The sequence below is a fragment of the Candidatus Krumholzibacteriota bacterium genome (genome assembly GCA_016931295.1).
GTDB lineage: Bacteria > Krumholzibacteriota > Krumholzibacteriia > Krumholzibacteriales > Krumholzibacteriaceae > JAFGEZ01.
On the sequence record JAFGEZ010000041.1, the window covers coordinates 19203 to 32813 of the forward strand.

Genomic DNA, 13611 nt, shown 5'->3' on the forward strand with positions numbered 1-13611 from the left:
CGGCGGTGGCCGCCCGCGCGTCGGTATCGTGACTTAACGGTATACCCCGAATCGGTGGTGGAACGCAACCCCTAGTTGCCCGGCGTATCGAGAAGGCCCGCGGCGACCTTGACCCCCTCGTCGAAGGCCTTCATGTTGATCTCCTCGGTCCCCCGGGGAACGCGGGCACGGATCGCCTTGCGCACCGATTCCTCGGTGGCTGCCCCGGAAAGCCTCGTCAGGATGCCGAGGGCGACGATGTTCGTCACGACCGCCTTGCCGACCCGTTCGACGGCGATCCGGCCGATCGGCGCGCTGAAGACGCGGAAGTCCCCGTCGGGAAGCTGGTTGACCCAGTCCGAATCCACGATGAGGATGCCGCCCGTCTTCAGATCGCACGCGTACTTGCCGCACGACTCCTGCGTGAGGGCGAGCAGGACGTCGAGCTCGATCGCCTTGGGATAATCGATCTCGCCGTCGCTGATGACGACTTCGGCCTTCGAGGCGCCGCCGCGCGCCTCCGGCCCGTAACTCTGCGTCTGCACGGCGTTCCGCCCGTCGTAGATGGCGACCGCCTCGGCAAGGATCTTTCCCGCGAGGATCAGGCCCTGACCCCCGGAACCGCTCAAACGGACTTCGTACCTGTTCATGCGCCTTCCGTCCTGCACTGCTCGATGAGCCTCGCGTACTCGGAGGTGAATTCCGGTTTCTCGATGTCGCAGAGGATGCCCGTGCGGATCTTGCCCCGCCGCTCCTCCTCGGTCATCTGCTCGTACTTCTTGACGTCCACGCAGGTATCCCGAAGCCATTCCATCAGCTTCACGGGGCTCGGGATCCTGTTGCGCCGGCCGAAGGCGGTGGGGCAGGGCGTGAGGATCTCGACGATCGAGAGGCCCTTCTTCTGGAGGGCCTTCTTGATGTATCCCTCGAGCTTCCGGGCGTTGTAGACGTCGCCGCGGGCGACGAAGGAAGCGCCGGCCGCGATGGCGAGCCCCGAGGTGTTGAAGGGGGGCTCGAGGTTGCCGTAGGGCGCCGTCGAGGCCTTGTAGCCGCGGGGCGTCGTGGGCGAGCACTGGCCGCCGGTCATGCCGTAGATGTAGTTGTTGTAGAGGAGCACGGTGAGGTTGATGTTGCGCCGCGCCGCGTGGATGTAATGGTTGCCGCCGATCGCCGTCGCGTCGCCGTCGCCGGTGATGACCACGACGTTCAGGTCGGGATTCGCGTGCTTGATCCCCGTGGCGAACGGAAGCGCGCGCCCGTGGGTCGTATGCAGCGTGTTGATGTCGACGTAACCCGGCGTCCTGCTGGAACAGCCGATGCCGGAGACCATCACCGAATCGTCGCGCGAGAAGCCGAGGGCGTCCATCGCCCGGATCAGCGCCTTGAGCGCGATCCCGTCGCCGCATCCCGCGCACCAGATGTGCGGGAAGTTCCACTCGCGAAGGTAGGGGAAGTAGTCGAACATCTCAGACCACCTCCTTTATCTTCCGGACGATGTCCCCGGGAGGGATGGGATTCCCGTCCACGCGGTTGAGACGATGCACGACGGCGCCGCGCGAGGCGCGATCGACCTCCCTCGCCATCTGGCCGAGGTTCATTTCGGGCACGAGGAACGCCTGCGCCCGCCCGGCGAGCTCGAGGATCTTCTCGTCGGGGAAGGGCCAGAGCACGCGCGGCTCGAGGAGCCCGGCTTTGATCCCGTCCGCCCGGCAGGTCGCCACCGCGCTTCTCGCCGCGCGCGCCACCGATCCGTAGGCGAAGAGTACGATCTCCGCGTCGTCGAGACCGTCCTCGCGGTAATCGATGATCTCGAGGCGGTGATGCTCGATCTTGTCGTTCAGGCGGTGGATCAGCTGCTCGATCTCCTTCGAGTCGTTCGTCGGGAACCCGGTCTCGTCGTGGCAGAGCCCCGTCACGTGATACCGGTATCCCGTGCCGAACGGGGCGAGGACGGGACGGCAGTCCTCCGTGACGCGGTACGGCTGGTACTCGTCCGGAGGCACGTCGGGGGTTCGCCTCGAGACCGTCTCTATCGTGTCGGGATCGGGGAGGACGACCTTCTCCGTGCTGTGGCCCACGATCTCGTCGATGAGCAGGATGACCGGCGTCATGTACGTCTCCGCGAGATTGAAGGCGCGTATGGTCTGTTCGAAGGTCTCCTGGGCGGAGCTCGCCGCGAGAACGATGATGTTGTGATCGCCGTGGGTGCCCCAACGCGCCTGCTGCACGTCCATCTGGGCCGGAAGCGTGGGCATCCCCGTGCTCGGCCCGCCGCGCATCACGTTGACGATGACGACGGGGATCTCGGCCATGCAGGCGAACCCGATGTTCTCCTGCTTGAGGCTGAAACCGGGGCCGGAGGTCGCCGTCATGCTCTTGATGCCGGCGAGCGACCCGCCGATGGCGGCCGCCATCGAGGCGATCTCGTCCTCCATCTGGATGAATTTCCCGCCGATGACGGGGAGCTTCGCGGAAAGGATCTCGGCGATCTCCGACGACGGCGTGATCGGATATCCCGCGAAGAATCGGCAACCGGCGGCGAGCGCTCCGGCGGCGCAGGCGTGATTGCCCTGCATCATCTGTACCGTCCCGGTACGATCAGGAGCCAAGTGGATCGTCTCCTTTTCGTGCGGTTCCCGCGCCCGCGGAAGAACGCCGAGCCGGAACCGGCAGAAAAAAAAAGAGCGAGGACCCCGGGGTCCTCACTCGACAGTTATCGCAAAATCCGGACAGCGCAGCTCGCAGAGCATGCACTTGATGCAGTCATCGGGCCGGGCCACCTTCACCGTGCCGTTTTCCATCTCGAGCACGTTCTTCGGACAGAACGCAACGCAGATCTCGCAACCCTTGCACCATTCCGGTACGACCCTGATGACCGCCGGCTTCCTGGAAGCCGGCTTCTGATCGGCCATGTCGGGACACTCACTTTCGGTTCCGGATAACGCCCTATTATATCATACTTTACATGACGCCAAAACGACGCCCCGCCCGCAAAATCGGTGAACAATATACGAGACAATCCCCGCCAAATCAAGCCTTTTCATGGACTATATCCAACATTTTCAACCATGATTTATGCTCGTGCCCGCGCACACTCCCCCGGCGTGCGCCCTGCCGTGCCCCGTTCCGCCGCGTGTATCGCCCGTTCCGGTCAGTCGAGCATCCAGGTCTCGAGAAAGAGTATCACGGAATGGACGTATCGGTCGCGGTTCGTCTTCTTGCGGAAGCCGTGGCCCTCGTCCCGCGCCAGAAGGTACCAGGCCTCTCCCCCGTTCGCCCGGATCGCCGCGAGCATCTGCTCCGCCTCGGAAGCGGGCACCCGCGGGTCGTTGAGCCCCTGGACGATCAGCATCGGTTTCGTGATGAGATGCGCGTTCGTCGTCGGGGAGATCTTCTCGAGAAACGCGCGCATTTCCGGGTCGCGCTCGTCCCCGTACTCGACGCGCCTGAGGTCGCGCCGGTACTCCCTCGTGTTCTCGAGGAAGGTGACGAAATTGCTGATGCCGACGACGTCGATCCCGGCGCGAAGCCGGTCGTTGTAGTGCTCCATGGCCGCGTAGACCATGTACCCGCCGTAGGAGCCGCCCATGACGCAGACGCGCGAGGCGTCGAGCTCGGGACGCGCCTCGATCCAGTCGAGAAGCGCGCCGATGTCGCGCACCGAGTCCTCCCGCTTGAACCCGTTGTCGAGCGCGAGGTAGGTCTTGCCGTAACCGCTCGATCCGCGGACGTTCGGGGCGAGGACGGCGATGCCGAGCTCGTTCGCGAGATACTGGACCCGAGGGTCGAATCGCGGCCGCTCCTGTCCCTCGGGACCGCCGTGTATATCGACGACGACGGGGAAGGGACCCTCCCCCTCCGGCCGGTAGTAGAAGGCGGGGATCGTCCGGCGCGCCCCGTTCGTCTCGTCGAAGGTCGGGTACCGGACGAGCTCGGGCGATACGAAACGGCCGGTATCCAGGCCGCCGACCTCGCTCTCGGTCCAGCGTTCGATCGAGCGGTCGGCGATCCGCAGGACGAAGACGTCGCCCGGCGAGGTCGCCTCGTAGACCGTGAAGGCGAGCCGCTCGCCCGCCGGGTCGAAACGAAGACGGCCGATGAGGCCCGTCGGCGCCTCGTCGATCCGCTCGCGGGCGAGCGTCTCCGTGTCGAGGAGGTACAGTTGGTCGATGCCGTCCTCGTTCGCCGTGAAGGCGATCATGCCGGCCGCCGGCGAGATCGCCAGCCCCTCGACGTCCCAGTCGATGTCCCCCGTGATGACGGTCGAGCGTTCGGCCGCGACATCCCAGCGCCGGAGCTTCTTGAATTCGGTTTCCTCGTCGGAGGAGAAGAAGACCGCGTCGCCGTCCTGCGACCACACCGCATTCCCGAACGCCACGGGCCCGGTCGACGGCGCGATCGCCGCGAGAGCGCCCGACTCGACATCGAGGACGTACGCGTAGGATTCGTTCGCGGAGACGTAGCGGCCGACGATGAGCCGGGTGTCGTCGGGAGACCACTCGACCGGGTACCACACGCCGCCCTCCGCGACGACGGGCCGCGCCTCCTCCGGGCTGTCGGGCGAGGCGACGAGGATGTCCCAGTCCCGGCCGTTCCGTTTCGTGCTGTAAAAGGCGAAGCGGTCGCCGCGGTTCGACCAGACCTGTCCCCCGTTGCGGGATTCCCCGTCGGTGAGCATCGTGGAGACGCCGGTCTGGCGGTCGAACCGGAAGATCTGGTAATTCTCGCCGCCGCCGACGTCCTTTGCGAAGAGGAAGCCCGGCCTGAACGGATCGGGACAAACGGCGGCGCCGCTCACCGGCTCGTCGAAGAAGGTGAGCTGGCTCCGTGCGCCGCCCGCGCGGGCGACGTAGTGGATCTGCGACGTCTCACCGAAGCGCGTCGAGACGTAGAGCCCCGAACCCTCGGCGTCCCAGTCGATCAATCCGGCCGAGCGCGTGTTGTTGTACTGGCGCATCCGTTCGACGATGCGCCCGGGTATGTCGGGGATCCCCTCGATGACGAGGTTGCCCTCTTCCCGCCGCTCGATTCCGGCGGCGGTGGCGACGACCGCGCAGAACACGACGAGCGCGGACGCCAGGGGAACGAAACGTCTCTTCACGACACCCTCCTCCGTTGCAGGCGCCGGCGCGCGGCCGCCCGTTCACGATCCATCGGTCGACAGGGGATGGTACGCGCTCGGCAAGGCCGCGTCCAGCCGTATCTCGGCCCGCCCGCGTTTCCGCCGGAGGGGCGCAAGAAAAACGCCCCGGGGATCCCATCCCGCGGAGCGTCGCGATCGTTCTGTATGGAGCTGGTGGACGGAATCGAACCGACGACCTACGCATTACGAGTGCGTTGCTCTACCAGCTGAGCTACACCAGCCCCGTGCGAGGAGAACATAAGCAAAGCCGCTTCCCCGATTCAAGTGATTTCTCGTTCCGCCGCGCCTTCTCCACTCATCAATTCGCGCGGGCCGGCGGCGGCGTCCCGGGCGCGCCGGCGAGCCGCTTCCCCTTGCGATCGACCGCCGTCGATGGTACGATGAATCGAGCGGCTGTTTCGCAAACCGACACATCCCGACCGGGCCCCGCCCGCCGACAACACGCAGGAGGTCGTCATGCGCCATCGACTTCTCTTCGCGGTCCTTCTCCTGTCCGCGTTCTCTTTTACCGACGCCCCTGCCGGCCCCTCGTGGACGGGCGACGGCGTCATCGTCTGCGTCCGCGCGCGAACCCAGGACGAGCTCGACGGGGTCGCGATCGCCGGCGGCGCAGTCCTCTTCGCGTGGCGCGATTTCCGGAGCGGCATCGACCGGGACATCTACTTCCAGGCGGTCGAGTCGACCGGCGCAGCGAGATGGGGAATGTACGGCCTGCCCATCTGCGTCGCCGCCGGCGACCAGGAGGAGCCGATCGTCGTCGCCGACGGGGCGGGCGGCGCAATCGTCGTCTGGACCGACAACAGGGGCGGCGACGCCGATATCTACGCGCAACGGATCGACGAGACGGGAGCGGCGCTCTGGACGACCGACGGCGTCGCCGTCTGCGACCTGCCCGTCTCCGTCTACGGGCCCTCGGCGGCCTCCGACGGCGACGGCGGCGTCATCGTCGCCTGGTCGGACCAGCGGCGCGGTTACGAGATCGATCTCTGGGCCCAGCGCATCTCCCCCGGCGGCGCGCTCCTCTGGGGCCCCGACGGCGCGGCGGTCTGCGTCGACACGATGGCGCAATACGATGGCGTCGTCGCGCCGGACGGCGCCGGCGGAGCGTGGATCGCCTGGCGGGACGCGCGCCGACGCGCGTCGATCCGGGACGCGCCCCACGACCTCTACGCCGTCCGCGTGTTTTCCGACGGATCTGCGGGCGTCGAATGCCTCGTCGGCGACGAGGCGGTGGAGAACTACAACCCGGCGATCGCCGCAGACGGCCTGGGCAACGCCATCCTCGTCTGGGAGGATCGCCCGATCGAGGGGGACGTGGTGCTGCGCACCCAGAAACTCCTGCCTGGAAACCTCGTCGGCTGGGAGGACACGGCGCTGGTCGTCGCGTCGCGTCCCCACGACCAGGTGCTCCCGCTCATCTGCGCCGACGGCGCCGGCGGCGCGGCGATCGTCTGGAGCGAGAACAACGGCGCCGATATCGATCTGTACGCGCAGCGCATCGATGCCGACGGCGCGCGGCTCTGGGGCGACGGCGGCGTTCCCGTCTGCACGGCGGCAGGGAGCCAGTCGAATGCGTCGATCTGCCCGGACGATTCCGGCGGCGTCGTCGTCGCCTGGCACGATGACCGGGGCGGTCCGCTCGCCGAGGACATCTACGCACAGCGGATCGACGGGGCGGGATCGGCCAGGTGGCCCGCGGCGGGCGCCGGCGTCTGCACGCGAAGCGAACGTTCCCTCTTCCCGGCGGCCGTCGCGACCGGCGCGGGACAAACCGTCGTCGGCTGGCAGGATTCCCGCTACGACGGATACTTCGACATCTTCGCGCAGCTCGTCGAGGCCGACGGCGAGATCGTCGCGACGGCCCTTCGCGGTTTCGACGCCACTGTCGACGGGGAGGGGATCATCGTCTCCTGGCGCGTCTCGACCGATATCCGCCCCGTCTTCGCCGCCGAGCGCCGTCTCGACGGCGGGGCGTGGCGTCCCCTGGATGTTTCGATCGAGGAGGACGGCCCCGGCGCCTACCGCTTCCGCGACGAGCCGCCGGTTGGCCGGTCGGCCGCCTACCGCGTCTCCGTCGACGACGGCGACGGCTCGCGGACGCTCTTCGAGACGGACCGCATCGGCATGCCCGCGCCTCCCCTGTCGCTCGTCTGCGCCCCCAATCCCTTCAATCCCTCGACGATTGCCGCCTTCTCCCTGCCCAACCGGGCGTCGATCGTTCTCGTCATCCATGACGCCGCCGGCAGGCGCGTCCGGACGCTTGCCCGGGGACCGTATCCCGCCGGCAAGCACGCCGTTTCCTGGAACGGCCTGGACGATCGCGGCGTCCCGGCAGTATCCGGCGTCTACTTGTGCCGTCTGCGGGCAGGCAAGGAGACGGTCTCGACGAAGATGGTCCTGTTGCGCTAGGAAGGGGGAGAACGTCGCCGCGGCGCGGCGGTCAGACGACCCGCGCGATCTCGCCGGTCGTCGTGACGCGATCGGGGACCGTTCGCGCGCCGGGAAGGCGGCGGCTATTCGAGCGCCTCTTTCGTGGCGTAGAAATCGCGGTAGAAGCCGATGGAATCGAAGATGTCGTCGTCGATGACGGGATGGCCGTGGACGATGAGGCTTGCCATGTTCAGGCCGACGCCCGGGCCGAGCATGAATCCCTGCCCGCACATCCCCGCCTCGAGATACAATCCGCGCACTTCCTCGACGCGATCGAGGATGATGATCCCGTCGGGGGTCTGCGGGTAGAGCCCCCGCCAGACCCGCCTGACGAGCATGTTCCGGAAGCGGGGGATCAGGTCGATGAGACGGCGCGCGATGATCGGCATGAATTCCGAGGTGCAGCGCCGGTCGGTGCCGGCGATCGGCTCGATCGGGGTGTAGCAGAAGATCACCTGGCCGCGGTCGTTCTGCCCGAAGTAGAAGTTCTTCGTCTTTCCCTCGGGACCCGGACGGATGTCGACGACGAGTGGATCGAGGAACCGTTCCATGGGCGCCGTGATCCCCGCCTCGTGGCTTTCCGGCTCGACGGGGATCTCGATCCCCGCCATGCGGCCGATCTCTTGCCCTCCCGCGCCGGCGGCGTTGACCACCACCTCTGAATAGTAGCGCCCGCGCGGCGTGACGACGCCCTCGATCGCGCCGCCCGAGATGATGAGTTCGGTCACCGGTTCGCCGAACCGGTATTCGGCGCCCCGGTCGCGGCTCTCCTTCCAGAAGGCCGCGGCCGCCTTGAGGGGCGAGACCTGCCCGTCGCCCGGGGCGAGCGTGCCGCCCCTGAGGCCATCCCTGTTGATGCCCGGGACGACCCGGGCGATCTCGTCCGGGCCCAGCCAGTCGATATCGAGGCCGTAGCTCTTCTGCGCCGGGAGGAGCCCCCTGAGCGTGGTCTCGTCTCCGGCCGTGTACACCGGGTAGCAGTACCCCCCCTCGATCCAGCCGATGTCCGTCCCGTGCTTCTCCCGCCATCCGGCGAAGATCTCGATGCTCTGCAGGCAGAGGGTGATCTTCGCGGGGTCGGAATGCGTTGCGCGGACGCCGCCGATCGCGGCCTTGTTCTGTCCCTGGCCCTGCGCGGGGTTCCCGTCGAGCACGAGGACCTTCCATCCCTCGAGAGAGAGGAAATAGGCGGTCGGGCAGCCGACGCTCCCCGCGCCGACGATGATCGCGTCATAGGCGGGAAGGGTCACGAACCGCTCCCCTCGTCGAGCCCGGCGAACGCGGAGAGAGGCACCTCGGAGACGAAGGGACGCTCCGTCGGACGCGTGACCTCGTCGAGATCGACTCCCTCCTCGCGGTAGAGACGGAGGATCAGCTCGGTGCACGTCTTGCCGCCGCACGCCCCCATGCCCGTCCTGATCGTCGCCTTGAGGACGTTCATGTCGCGGACGCCGTCGCGGATCTCGCGCCGGACCTCTCCCGCGGTGATGCGCTCGCACCGGCAGATGATCGTGTCGTCGTCGACCGGTTCCGCCCGTCCCTGCCCCGTTCGCCCGTACTCCGCCTCGAGCACGAGGAATCCCGCCACGTCGAAGGCGTCCTCTTTCGGCACCTCGATCGAGACGAGCCGGCGGTTCGGATCGATCGGCGACGGGCGATGCTTCACGATCGTTCCCTCCCCGACCGGATTCCCCTCCATGTCGACCGTGGTGACGATGCGCCCCTCGGCGAGATCGCCTGCGTCGAGTTCCCAGGGAAGGACCAGCAGCGACGTCCCCCGCTCCTCGTTCCAGTCCGGTTGGATCAGGTTGATGGCGAGTGCCGGGCAGGCCGCCACGCATTTCATGCACCCCGTGCATTCGCCGTCGAAGACGGGAAGGCCCATGATCGAATCGCCGGGGATCGTGATCGAGCATTTCGCGCAGGAATCCACGCACGGATTGCAGGGGATCTCCTCGACGCATCGGATGATCGGGTAGACCTTCCGCGGGCGCCGGGGCTCCCCGGGATCGACGACGCGCCCGGGCTTCGAGCGGAGAACGGCCTCGGTCCGCGCCCACTCCTCCGGGATCTCCACCTCGCGTCCGAGATCCCGCGCGATGCGGCGACCGGTGATCCTGCCGCTGAATATCGCGGCGGAGGCCTCGGCGATGACGTTCGCGTCCCCCGACGTGTAGCAGGGGATCCCGAAGGCCCGGCACTGGCCATAGAGCTCGTTTACCGGGGAAAGCCCCACGGCCACGAGGAGCGTGTCGACATCGTGGACCCGTTCGGAGCCGGCGACGGGCCTGAATTTGTCGTCGATGCGACCGATCGTTATGCGTTCGAGCTGTTCCCCGCCCTCGGCGCGCAGGACGGTGTGCGAGGTGAGCACCGGCACGCCGAGGCGCCGGAGCTTGTCGAGATGCACCTTGTAGCCGCCGCATCTCGGCAACGCCTCGACGAGGCCGACGACCTTGATCCCCGCCTGGATGGCGTGGTAGCCGGTGATGAGCCCGACGTTGCCGCCGCCGACGATGAACAGCCGATCGGTCGGCCGGACGAGGTCGCGGTTGAGAAGCGTCTGGAAGGCGCCGGCCCCGTAGACGCCCGGCAGGTCGCACCCGGGAAAGGCGAGCGATTTCTCCCGCGCGCCGCAGGCGACAAGCACCGCCTTCGGTTCGACCAGGAGATATTCGTCGCCCCTGTGCAGGCCGATCCGTTTGTCGACGAAGGCGCCCACGGCCACCGTTCCGGTCATCACGGCGACCGTGTCGAGCGCCGCGAGCTCCCCGGTGAGGATGCGGGCGATCTCGATCCCCCTGATGCCCGCGTAGCAGTCGTCGCGCGAACCGAAGAAGGGATGCGTCTGCAGAGTCAGTTTGCCGCCGAGCTCCATCTTGTCGTCGACGAGAAGCGTCCGGACGCCGAGTCGGCCGAGTTCGATCGCCGCGTTGACGCCGGCCGGACCGCCGCCGACGACGAGCACGTCCGTCCCGATCGTTCGCGTTTCGGCGAAGGGCGGCGGTTCACCGACCGCCGGCAGGCGTGGAACACCGTTGCAGCTCTCCACCCGCATCCCGGGTGTCACGACGGTCATGCATCCCTTGACCGGGACGCCTTCCACGAGAACCATGCACTGGCTGCACTGGCCGTTCACGCAGAAGATCCCCTGGGCGGCGTCGTCGCGGGGATGACGTCCGAATGTCCTGATCCCGTTCGCGAAGAGGGCGGAGGTGACGACCTCCCCCTCGAGGGCGGCCATCTCCACGCCGTCGAAGGTGAATGTGATCTCCCGCCGGGGCTCGATCGGAAGGATGGGGTGTGCGGTCAGACGACACGTCTTGCGCGGCGAAGCGGCGATGTCGGATCTCCTTTGCGGGCCGTTCCGGGAAGACGGAACGGTGCATCGCGTTGCGGATCAGCGGGTTGAAAAGTCAGCCGTCGCAACCTGCGTGCCCGAAAAATAATGAGACATGGCGCACGGTGTCAAGCGACATCGTTTGAAGATCGCGCGTATTCCTGAAATCAGGTGGAGAGGGTCAGAATCACCTGGTTCTTCTCGACCGACGTTCCCGGCGCGACCTTGAGCGAGCGGATGACGCCGGCGTGGTTCGAGGTGAGCGAGTTCTGCATCTTCATCGCCTCGAGAACGAGGAGCACGTCTCCGACCTCGACCGCGTCCCCCTCCCGCACCTTGTATTCGAGGACGAGCCCGGGCATCGGAGCGATCACCGATATCTCCCCGGCGGGGGCCTTCTCGTCCGCGGCAGCACCCGCGTCGTCCCGTTTCTTCCGTTCGCGCGTGACGATGGGAGCCGTATCGCTCACCGATTTCATCCGCGGGCGCGAGAGGACTTCCTCCACCTCGATCTCGTATTCGTCTCCCGCCACCTGGACGCGGAACGTCCGCGATGCCCTGCCGCCGCCCTTTTTCCGTTCCGCGGCCGACGCATCGGCCGCGTCCAACCCGTCGCCGGACGGTTTCGGTTCCTCCCGGGGCATCTCTTCGGCGGTCGGCTTCTCGAGTCCATGTTTCCAGCGGAGGAAACGCATGCCGGTCGTCGGGTAGAGCGCGTAGATGAGCACGTCCCGCTCGTCGGTCGTGATGTCGGCGACCGCCTCGCGCGCCGCGTCGAGCTCGGGTTCGAGCAGGTCCGCCGCGCGATGGTCGATCGGCTTCGAACCTCGCGGATACCCCTTGAGGATCTTCTTGCGGAGCTTCTGGTCTATGGGGACCGGCGAACGCCCGTACAGGCCGAAGACGTAGTCCTTCACCTGCGCGCTGACCATCGCGTACCGGCCGAAGAGGACGTTCTGGACGGCCTGGGTGCCGACGATCTGGCTCGTCGGCGTCACCAGGGGCGGGAACCCGAGTTCCGCCCTCGTCCGGGGGATCTCCTCGTAGACCTCGTCGATGCGGTCGAGCGCGTCGGCCTCGCGGAGCTGGGAGACGAGATTGGAGAGCATCCCGCCGGGGATCTGGTGCTCGAGGACGCCGGTGTCGATGATCGCCATCCGCGTCTCGTTGAGAAAGCAGCGGTATTTCCCGGCACGCTTCTCCAGTTCCTTGTCGATGGCGATGATCTTCTCGAGATCGAGCTCGGGATCGCGGTCGGAGCCGGCGAGCGCCGCGACGAACGGTTCGATTGCCGGTTCGGACGACCGGAACCCGAACGGCGCGAGGGCGCAGTCGATGCCGTCGGCTCCCGCCTCGATTCCCTTGAGATAGGACATGGACGCCATGCCGCTCGTGAAATGGCAGTGCAGCTGCACGGGGATGTCGATCGCGTCCTTGAGGGCCCCGACGAGGATATCGGCGTCGAAGGGATTGAGAAGCCCCGCCATGTCCTTGATGCAGAAGGAATCGGCGCCCATCTCCTCGAAGATCTTCGCCTTGCCGACGTAGTAGTCGAGGTCGAAGACCTCCCCGCCGAGCCGCTTCCCGGTGATCGAGTAGGAAACGGCCGCCTGGATATGCTTGCCGGTCCGCTTGATCGCCCGGAATGACGCCTCGAAGTTCCGTTCGTCGTTGAGGGCGTCGAAGACGCGGAAGATGTCGATCCCCGTCTCCGCCGCCCTGTCGACGAAGGCGTCGACCACGTCGTCGGCGTAATGACGGTACCCGACGAGGTTCTGCCCCCGGAGGAGCATCTGCAGGGGCGTCCGCCGAAGGCGCCGTTTCAGCTCGGCGAGCCGTTCCCACGGATCCTCGTTGAGGAAACGCGTGGCCACGTCGAAGGTCGCGCCGCCCCAGACCTCCATCGATTGGAATCCCACCTCGTCCATCATCTCCGCGAGGGCGATCATGTCTCCGGTGCGCATGCGCGTGGCGAGGATCGACTGGTGGCCGTCCCTCAAGGTCGTGTCCGTCACGGCCAACGGCCGCGCCTTGGGTGATTTCCTGCGAGTTCCGGCCATCTATGGACTCCGTCGGAAGAACGTGGAATCGAATCAGAATATCGAGAAACGCTTCAGGGGAACCTTGAGCATGCCCCCCTTGCGGAAGGCGAATCGCCGCCGGTGCATCGTCTGCCTGCGGGCCGCGACCTTCCATGGGGGAAGCTTCTGCCCCGGGCGGAGCCGTGGATCCTCCCCCTCGGTCGCCATGTAAGCCTGAACGGCCGCCGTGATGGCGGCCATCAGATTCCTGTCCATCTCCTCCCCCTTCCCGTCGCGCCGTGATTGTGAGAAAGAAGATAAATCGCGCTTTTCCGTAATGTCAACAACAATTCCCTCGACCCCTGCCTGGTGCGGCCGGCAACCGGGCAGAAGGGACGTTCGTCACGCGGCGCGACAAAGCGCCGACGACGGACTCCGCGGACGAGGACGGTCGGATGCCGGATCGAAGAAAACGCGTTCTCCTCGCCTCAACCGTCTCCTCGACGAAAAGCGGGTCATCGGGGGGCAGATCGCCTTCCACGGTTCGGTCCGGGGGGCCGGTTCGCCGGCGGGGATCGATCGATCGACCGGAAGGGTGGTGGGAAGGGAGGGAATTGAACCCCCGACACACGGATTTTCAATCCGTTGCTCTACCGACTGAGCTACCTTCCCACGGGGTCTAAAGTTCGAATATCGGG

10 protein-coding genes and 2 tRNA genes are annotated in these 13611 nt (G+C 66.9%); 1 reads left to right on the top strand and 11 read right to left on the bottom strand.

Features of this window, described 5'->3' with window-relative positions:
• Nucleotides 1-71: 71 nt before the first annotated feature.
• The 6 genes from JW876_10665 to JW876_10690 all read right to left on the bottom strand — a co-directional run bounded on the left by JW876_10665 (nucleotide 72) and on the right by JW876_10690 (nucleotide 5343).
• The gene (locus JW876_10665; GenBank protein ID MBN1885969.1) at nucleotides 72-629 is read right to left on the bottom strand and encodes a 2-oxoacid:acceptor oxidoreductase family protein; all 558 of its coding nucleotides are present in this window, start codon (nucleotides 627-629) and stop codon (nucleotides 72-74) included.
• A complete protein-coding gene (locus tag JW876_10670; GenBank protein ID MBN1885970.1) occupies nucleotides 626-1444 on the bottom strand; it encodes a 2-oxoacid:ferredoxin oxidoreductase subunit beta in 819 nt (272 codons plus the stop codon). The genes JW876_10665 and JW876_10670 overlap by 4 nt, the downstream gene beginning before the upstream one ends.
• A 1-nt stretch (nucleotide 1445) precedes the next feature.
• Entirely contained in the window at nucleotides 1446-2558 is a 1113-nt protein-coding gene (locus JW876_10675; protein ID MBN1885971.1) for a 2-oxoacid:acceptor oxidoreductase subunit alpha, read from the bottom strand.
• Nucleotides 2559-2681: 123 nt separating this feature from the next.
• A complete protein-coding gene (locus JW876_10680) occupies nucleotides 2682-2891 on the bottom strand; it encodes a 4Fe-4S binding protein (GenBank protein MBN1885972.1) in 210 nt (69 codons plus the stop codon).
• A gap of 239 nt (nucleotides 2892-3130) precedes the next feature.
• Nucleotides 3131-5080 carry a S9 family peptidase gene (locus JW876_10685; protein MBN1885973.1) on the bottom strand — a complete coding sequence of 650 codons (1950 nt, stop codon included), beginning with the start codon at nucleotides 5078-5080 and terminating at the stop codon, nucleotides 3131-3133.
• 187 nt (nucleotides 5081-5267) lie between these two features.
• Nucleotides 5268-5343 (bottom strand) — tRNA-Thr (locus JW876_10690).
• A 235-nt stretch (nucleotides 5344-5578) separates the two neighbouring features.
• On the opposite strand from JW876_10690, the gene JW876_10695 reads away from it, so the two are divergent.
• Complete coding sequence (locus tag JW876_10695; GenBank protein ID MBN1885974.1) at nucleotides 5579-7531, top strand: T9SS type A sorting domain-containing protein; 1953 nt, start codon at nucleotides 5579-5581, stop codon at nucleotides 7529-7531.
• A 104-nt stretch (nucleotides 7532-7635) separates the two neighbouring features.
• Here the strand turns inward: JW876_10695 and JW876_10700 are convergent, their stop codons facing one another.
• From JW876_10700 to JW876_10720, 5 genes are all read right to left on the bottom strand, one after another.
• Nucleotides 7636-8802 (bottom strand): FAD-binding oxidoreductase, encoded by a 1167-nt coding sequence (locus JW876_10700; protein ID MBN1885975.1) that lies wholly within the window; start codon nucleotides 8800-8802, stop codon nucleotides 7636-7638.
• Nucleotides 8799-10796: an FAD-dependent oxidoreductase gene (locus tag JW876_10705; GenBank protein ID MBN1885976.1), complete on the bottom strand. Its 1998-nt coding sequence runs from the start codon at nucleotides 10794-10796 to the stop codon at nucleotides 8799-8801. The genes JW876_10700 and JW876_10705 overlap by 4 nt, the downstream gene beginning before the upstream one ends.
• A 263-nt stretch (nucleotides 10797-11059) precedes the next feature.
• A complete protein-coding gene (locus JW876_10710; protein ID MBN1885977.1) occupies nucleotides 11060-12952 on the bottom strand; it encodes a pyruvate carboxylase subunit B in 1893 nt (630 codons plus the stop codon).
• Nucleotides 12953-12985: 33 nt separating this feature from the next.
• A complete protein-coding gene (locus JW876_10715; GenBank protein ID MBN1885978.1) occupies nucleotides 12986-13189 on the bottom strand; it encodes a hypothetical protein in 204 nt (67 codons plus the stop codon).
• A gap of 320 nt (nucleotides 13190-13509) precedes the next feature.
• A tRNA-Phe gene (locus JW876_10720) sits at nucleotides 13510-13585 on the bottom strand.
• Between the last annotated feature and the right edge of the window lie 26 nt (nucleotides 13586-13611).

Coding starts and splice junctions, on each gene's coding strand:
- JW876_10695 (MBN1885974.1), top strand. CDS start 5,579: ATGCGCCATCGACTTCTCTTCGCGGTCCTTCTCCTGTCCGCGTTCTCT.
- JW876_10710 (MBN1885977.1), bottom strand. CDS start 12,952: ATGGCCGGAACTCGCAGGAAATCACCCAAGGCGCGGCCGTTGGCCGTG.
- JW876_10675 (MBN1885971.1), bottom strand. CDS start 2,558: ATGATGCAGGGCAATCACGCCTGCGCCGCCGGAGCGCTCGCCGCCGGT.
- JW876_10665 (MBN1885969.1), bottom strand. CDS start 629: ATGAACAGGTACGAAGTCCGTTTGAGCGGTTCCGGGGGTCAGGGCCTG.
- JW876_10715 (MBN1885978.1), bottom strand. CDS start 13,189: ATGGACAGGAATCTGATGGCCGCCATCACGGCGGCCGTTCAGGCTTAC.
- JW876_10705 (MBN1885976.1), bottom strand. CDS start 10,796: ATGGCCGCCCTCGAGGGGGAGGTCGTCACCTCCGCCCTCTTCGCGAAC.
- JW876_10670 (MBN1885970.1), bottom strand. CDS start 1,444: ATGTTCGACTACTTCCCCTACCTTCGCGAGTGGAACTTCCCGCACATC.
- JW876_10680 (MBN1885972.1), bottom strand. CDS start 2,891: ATGGCCGATCAGAAGCCGGCTTCCAGGAAGCCGGCGGTCATCAGGGTC.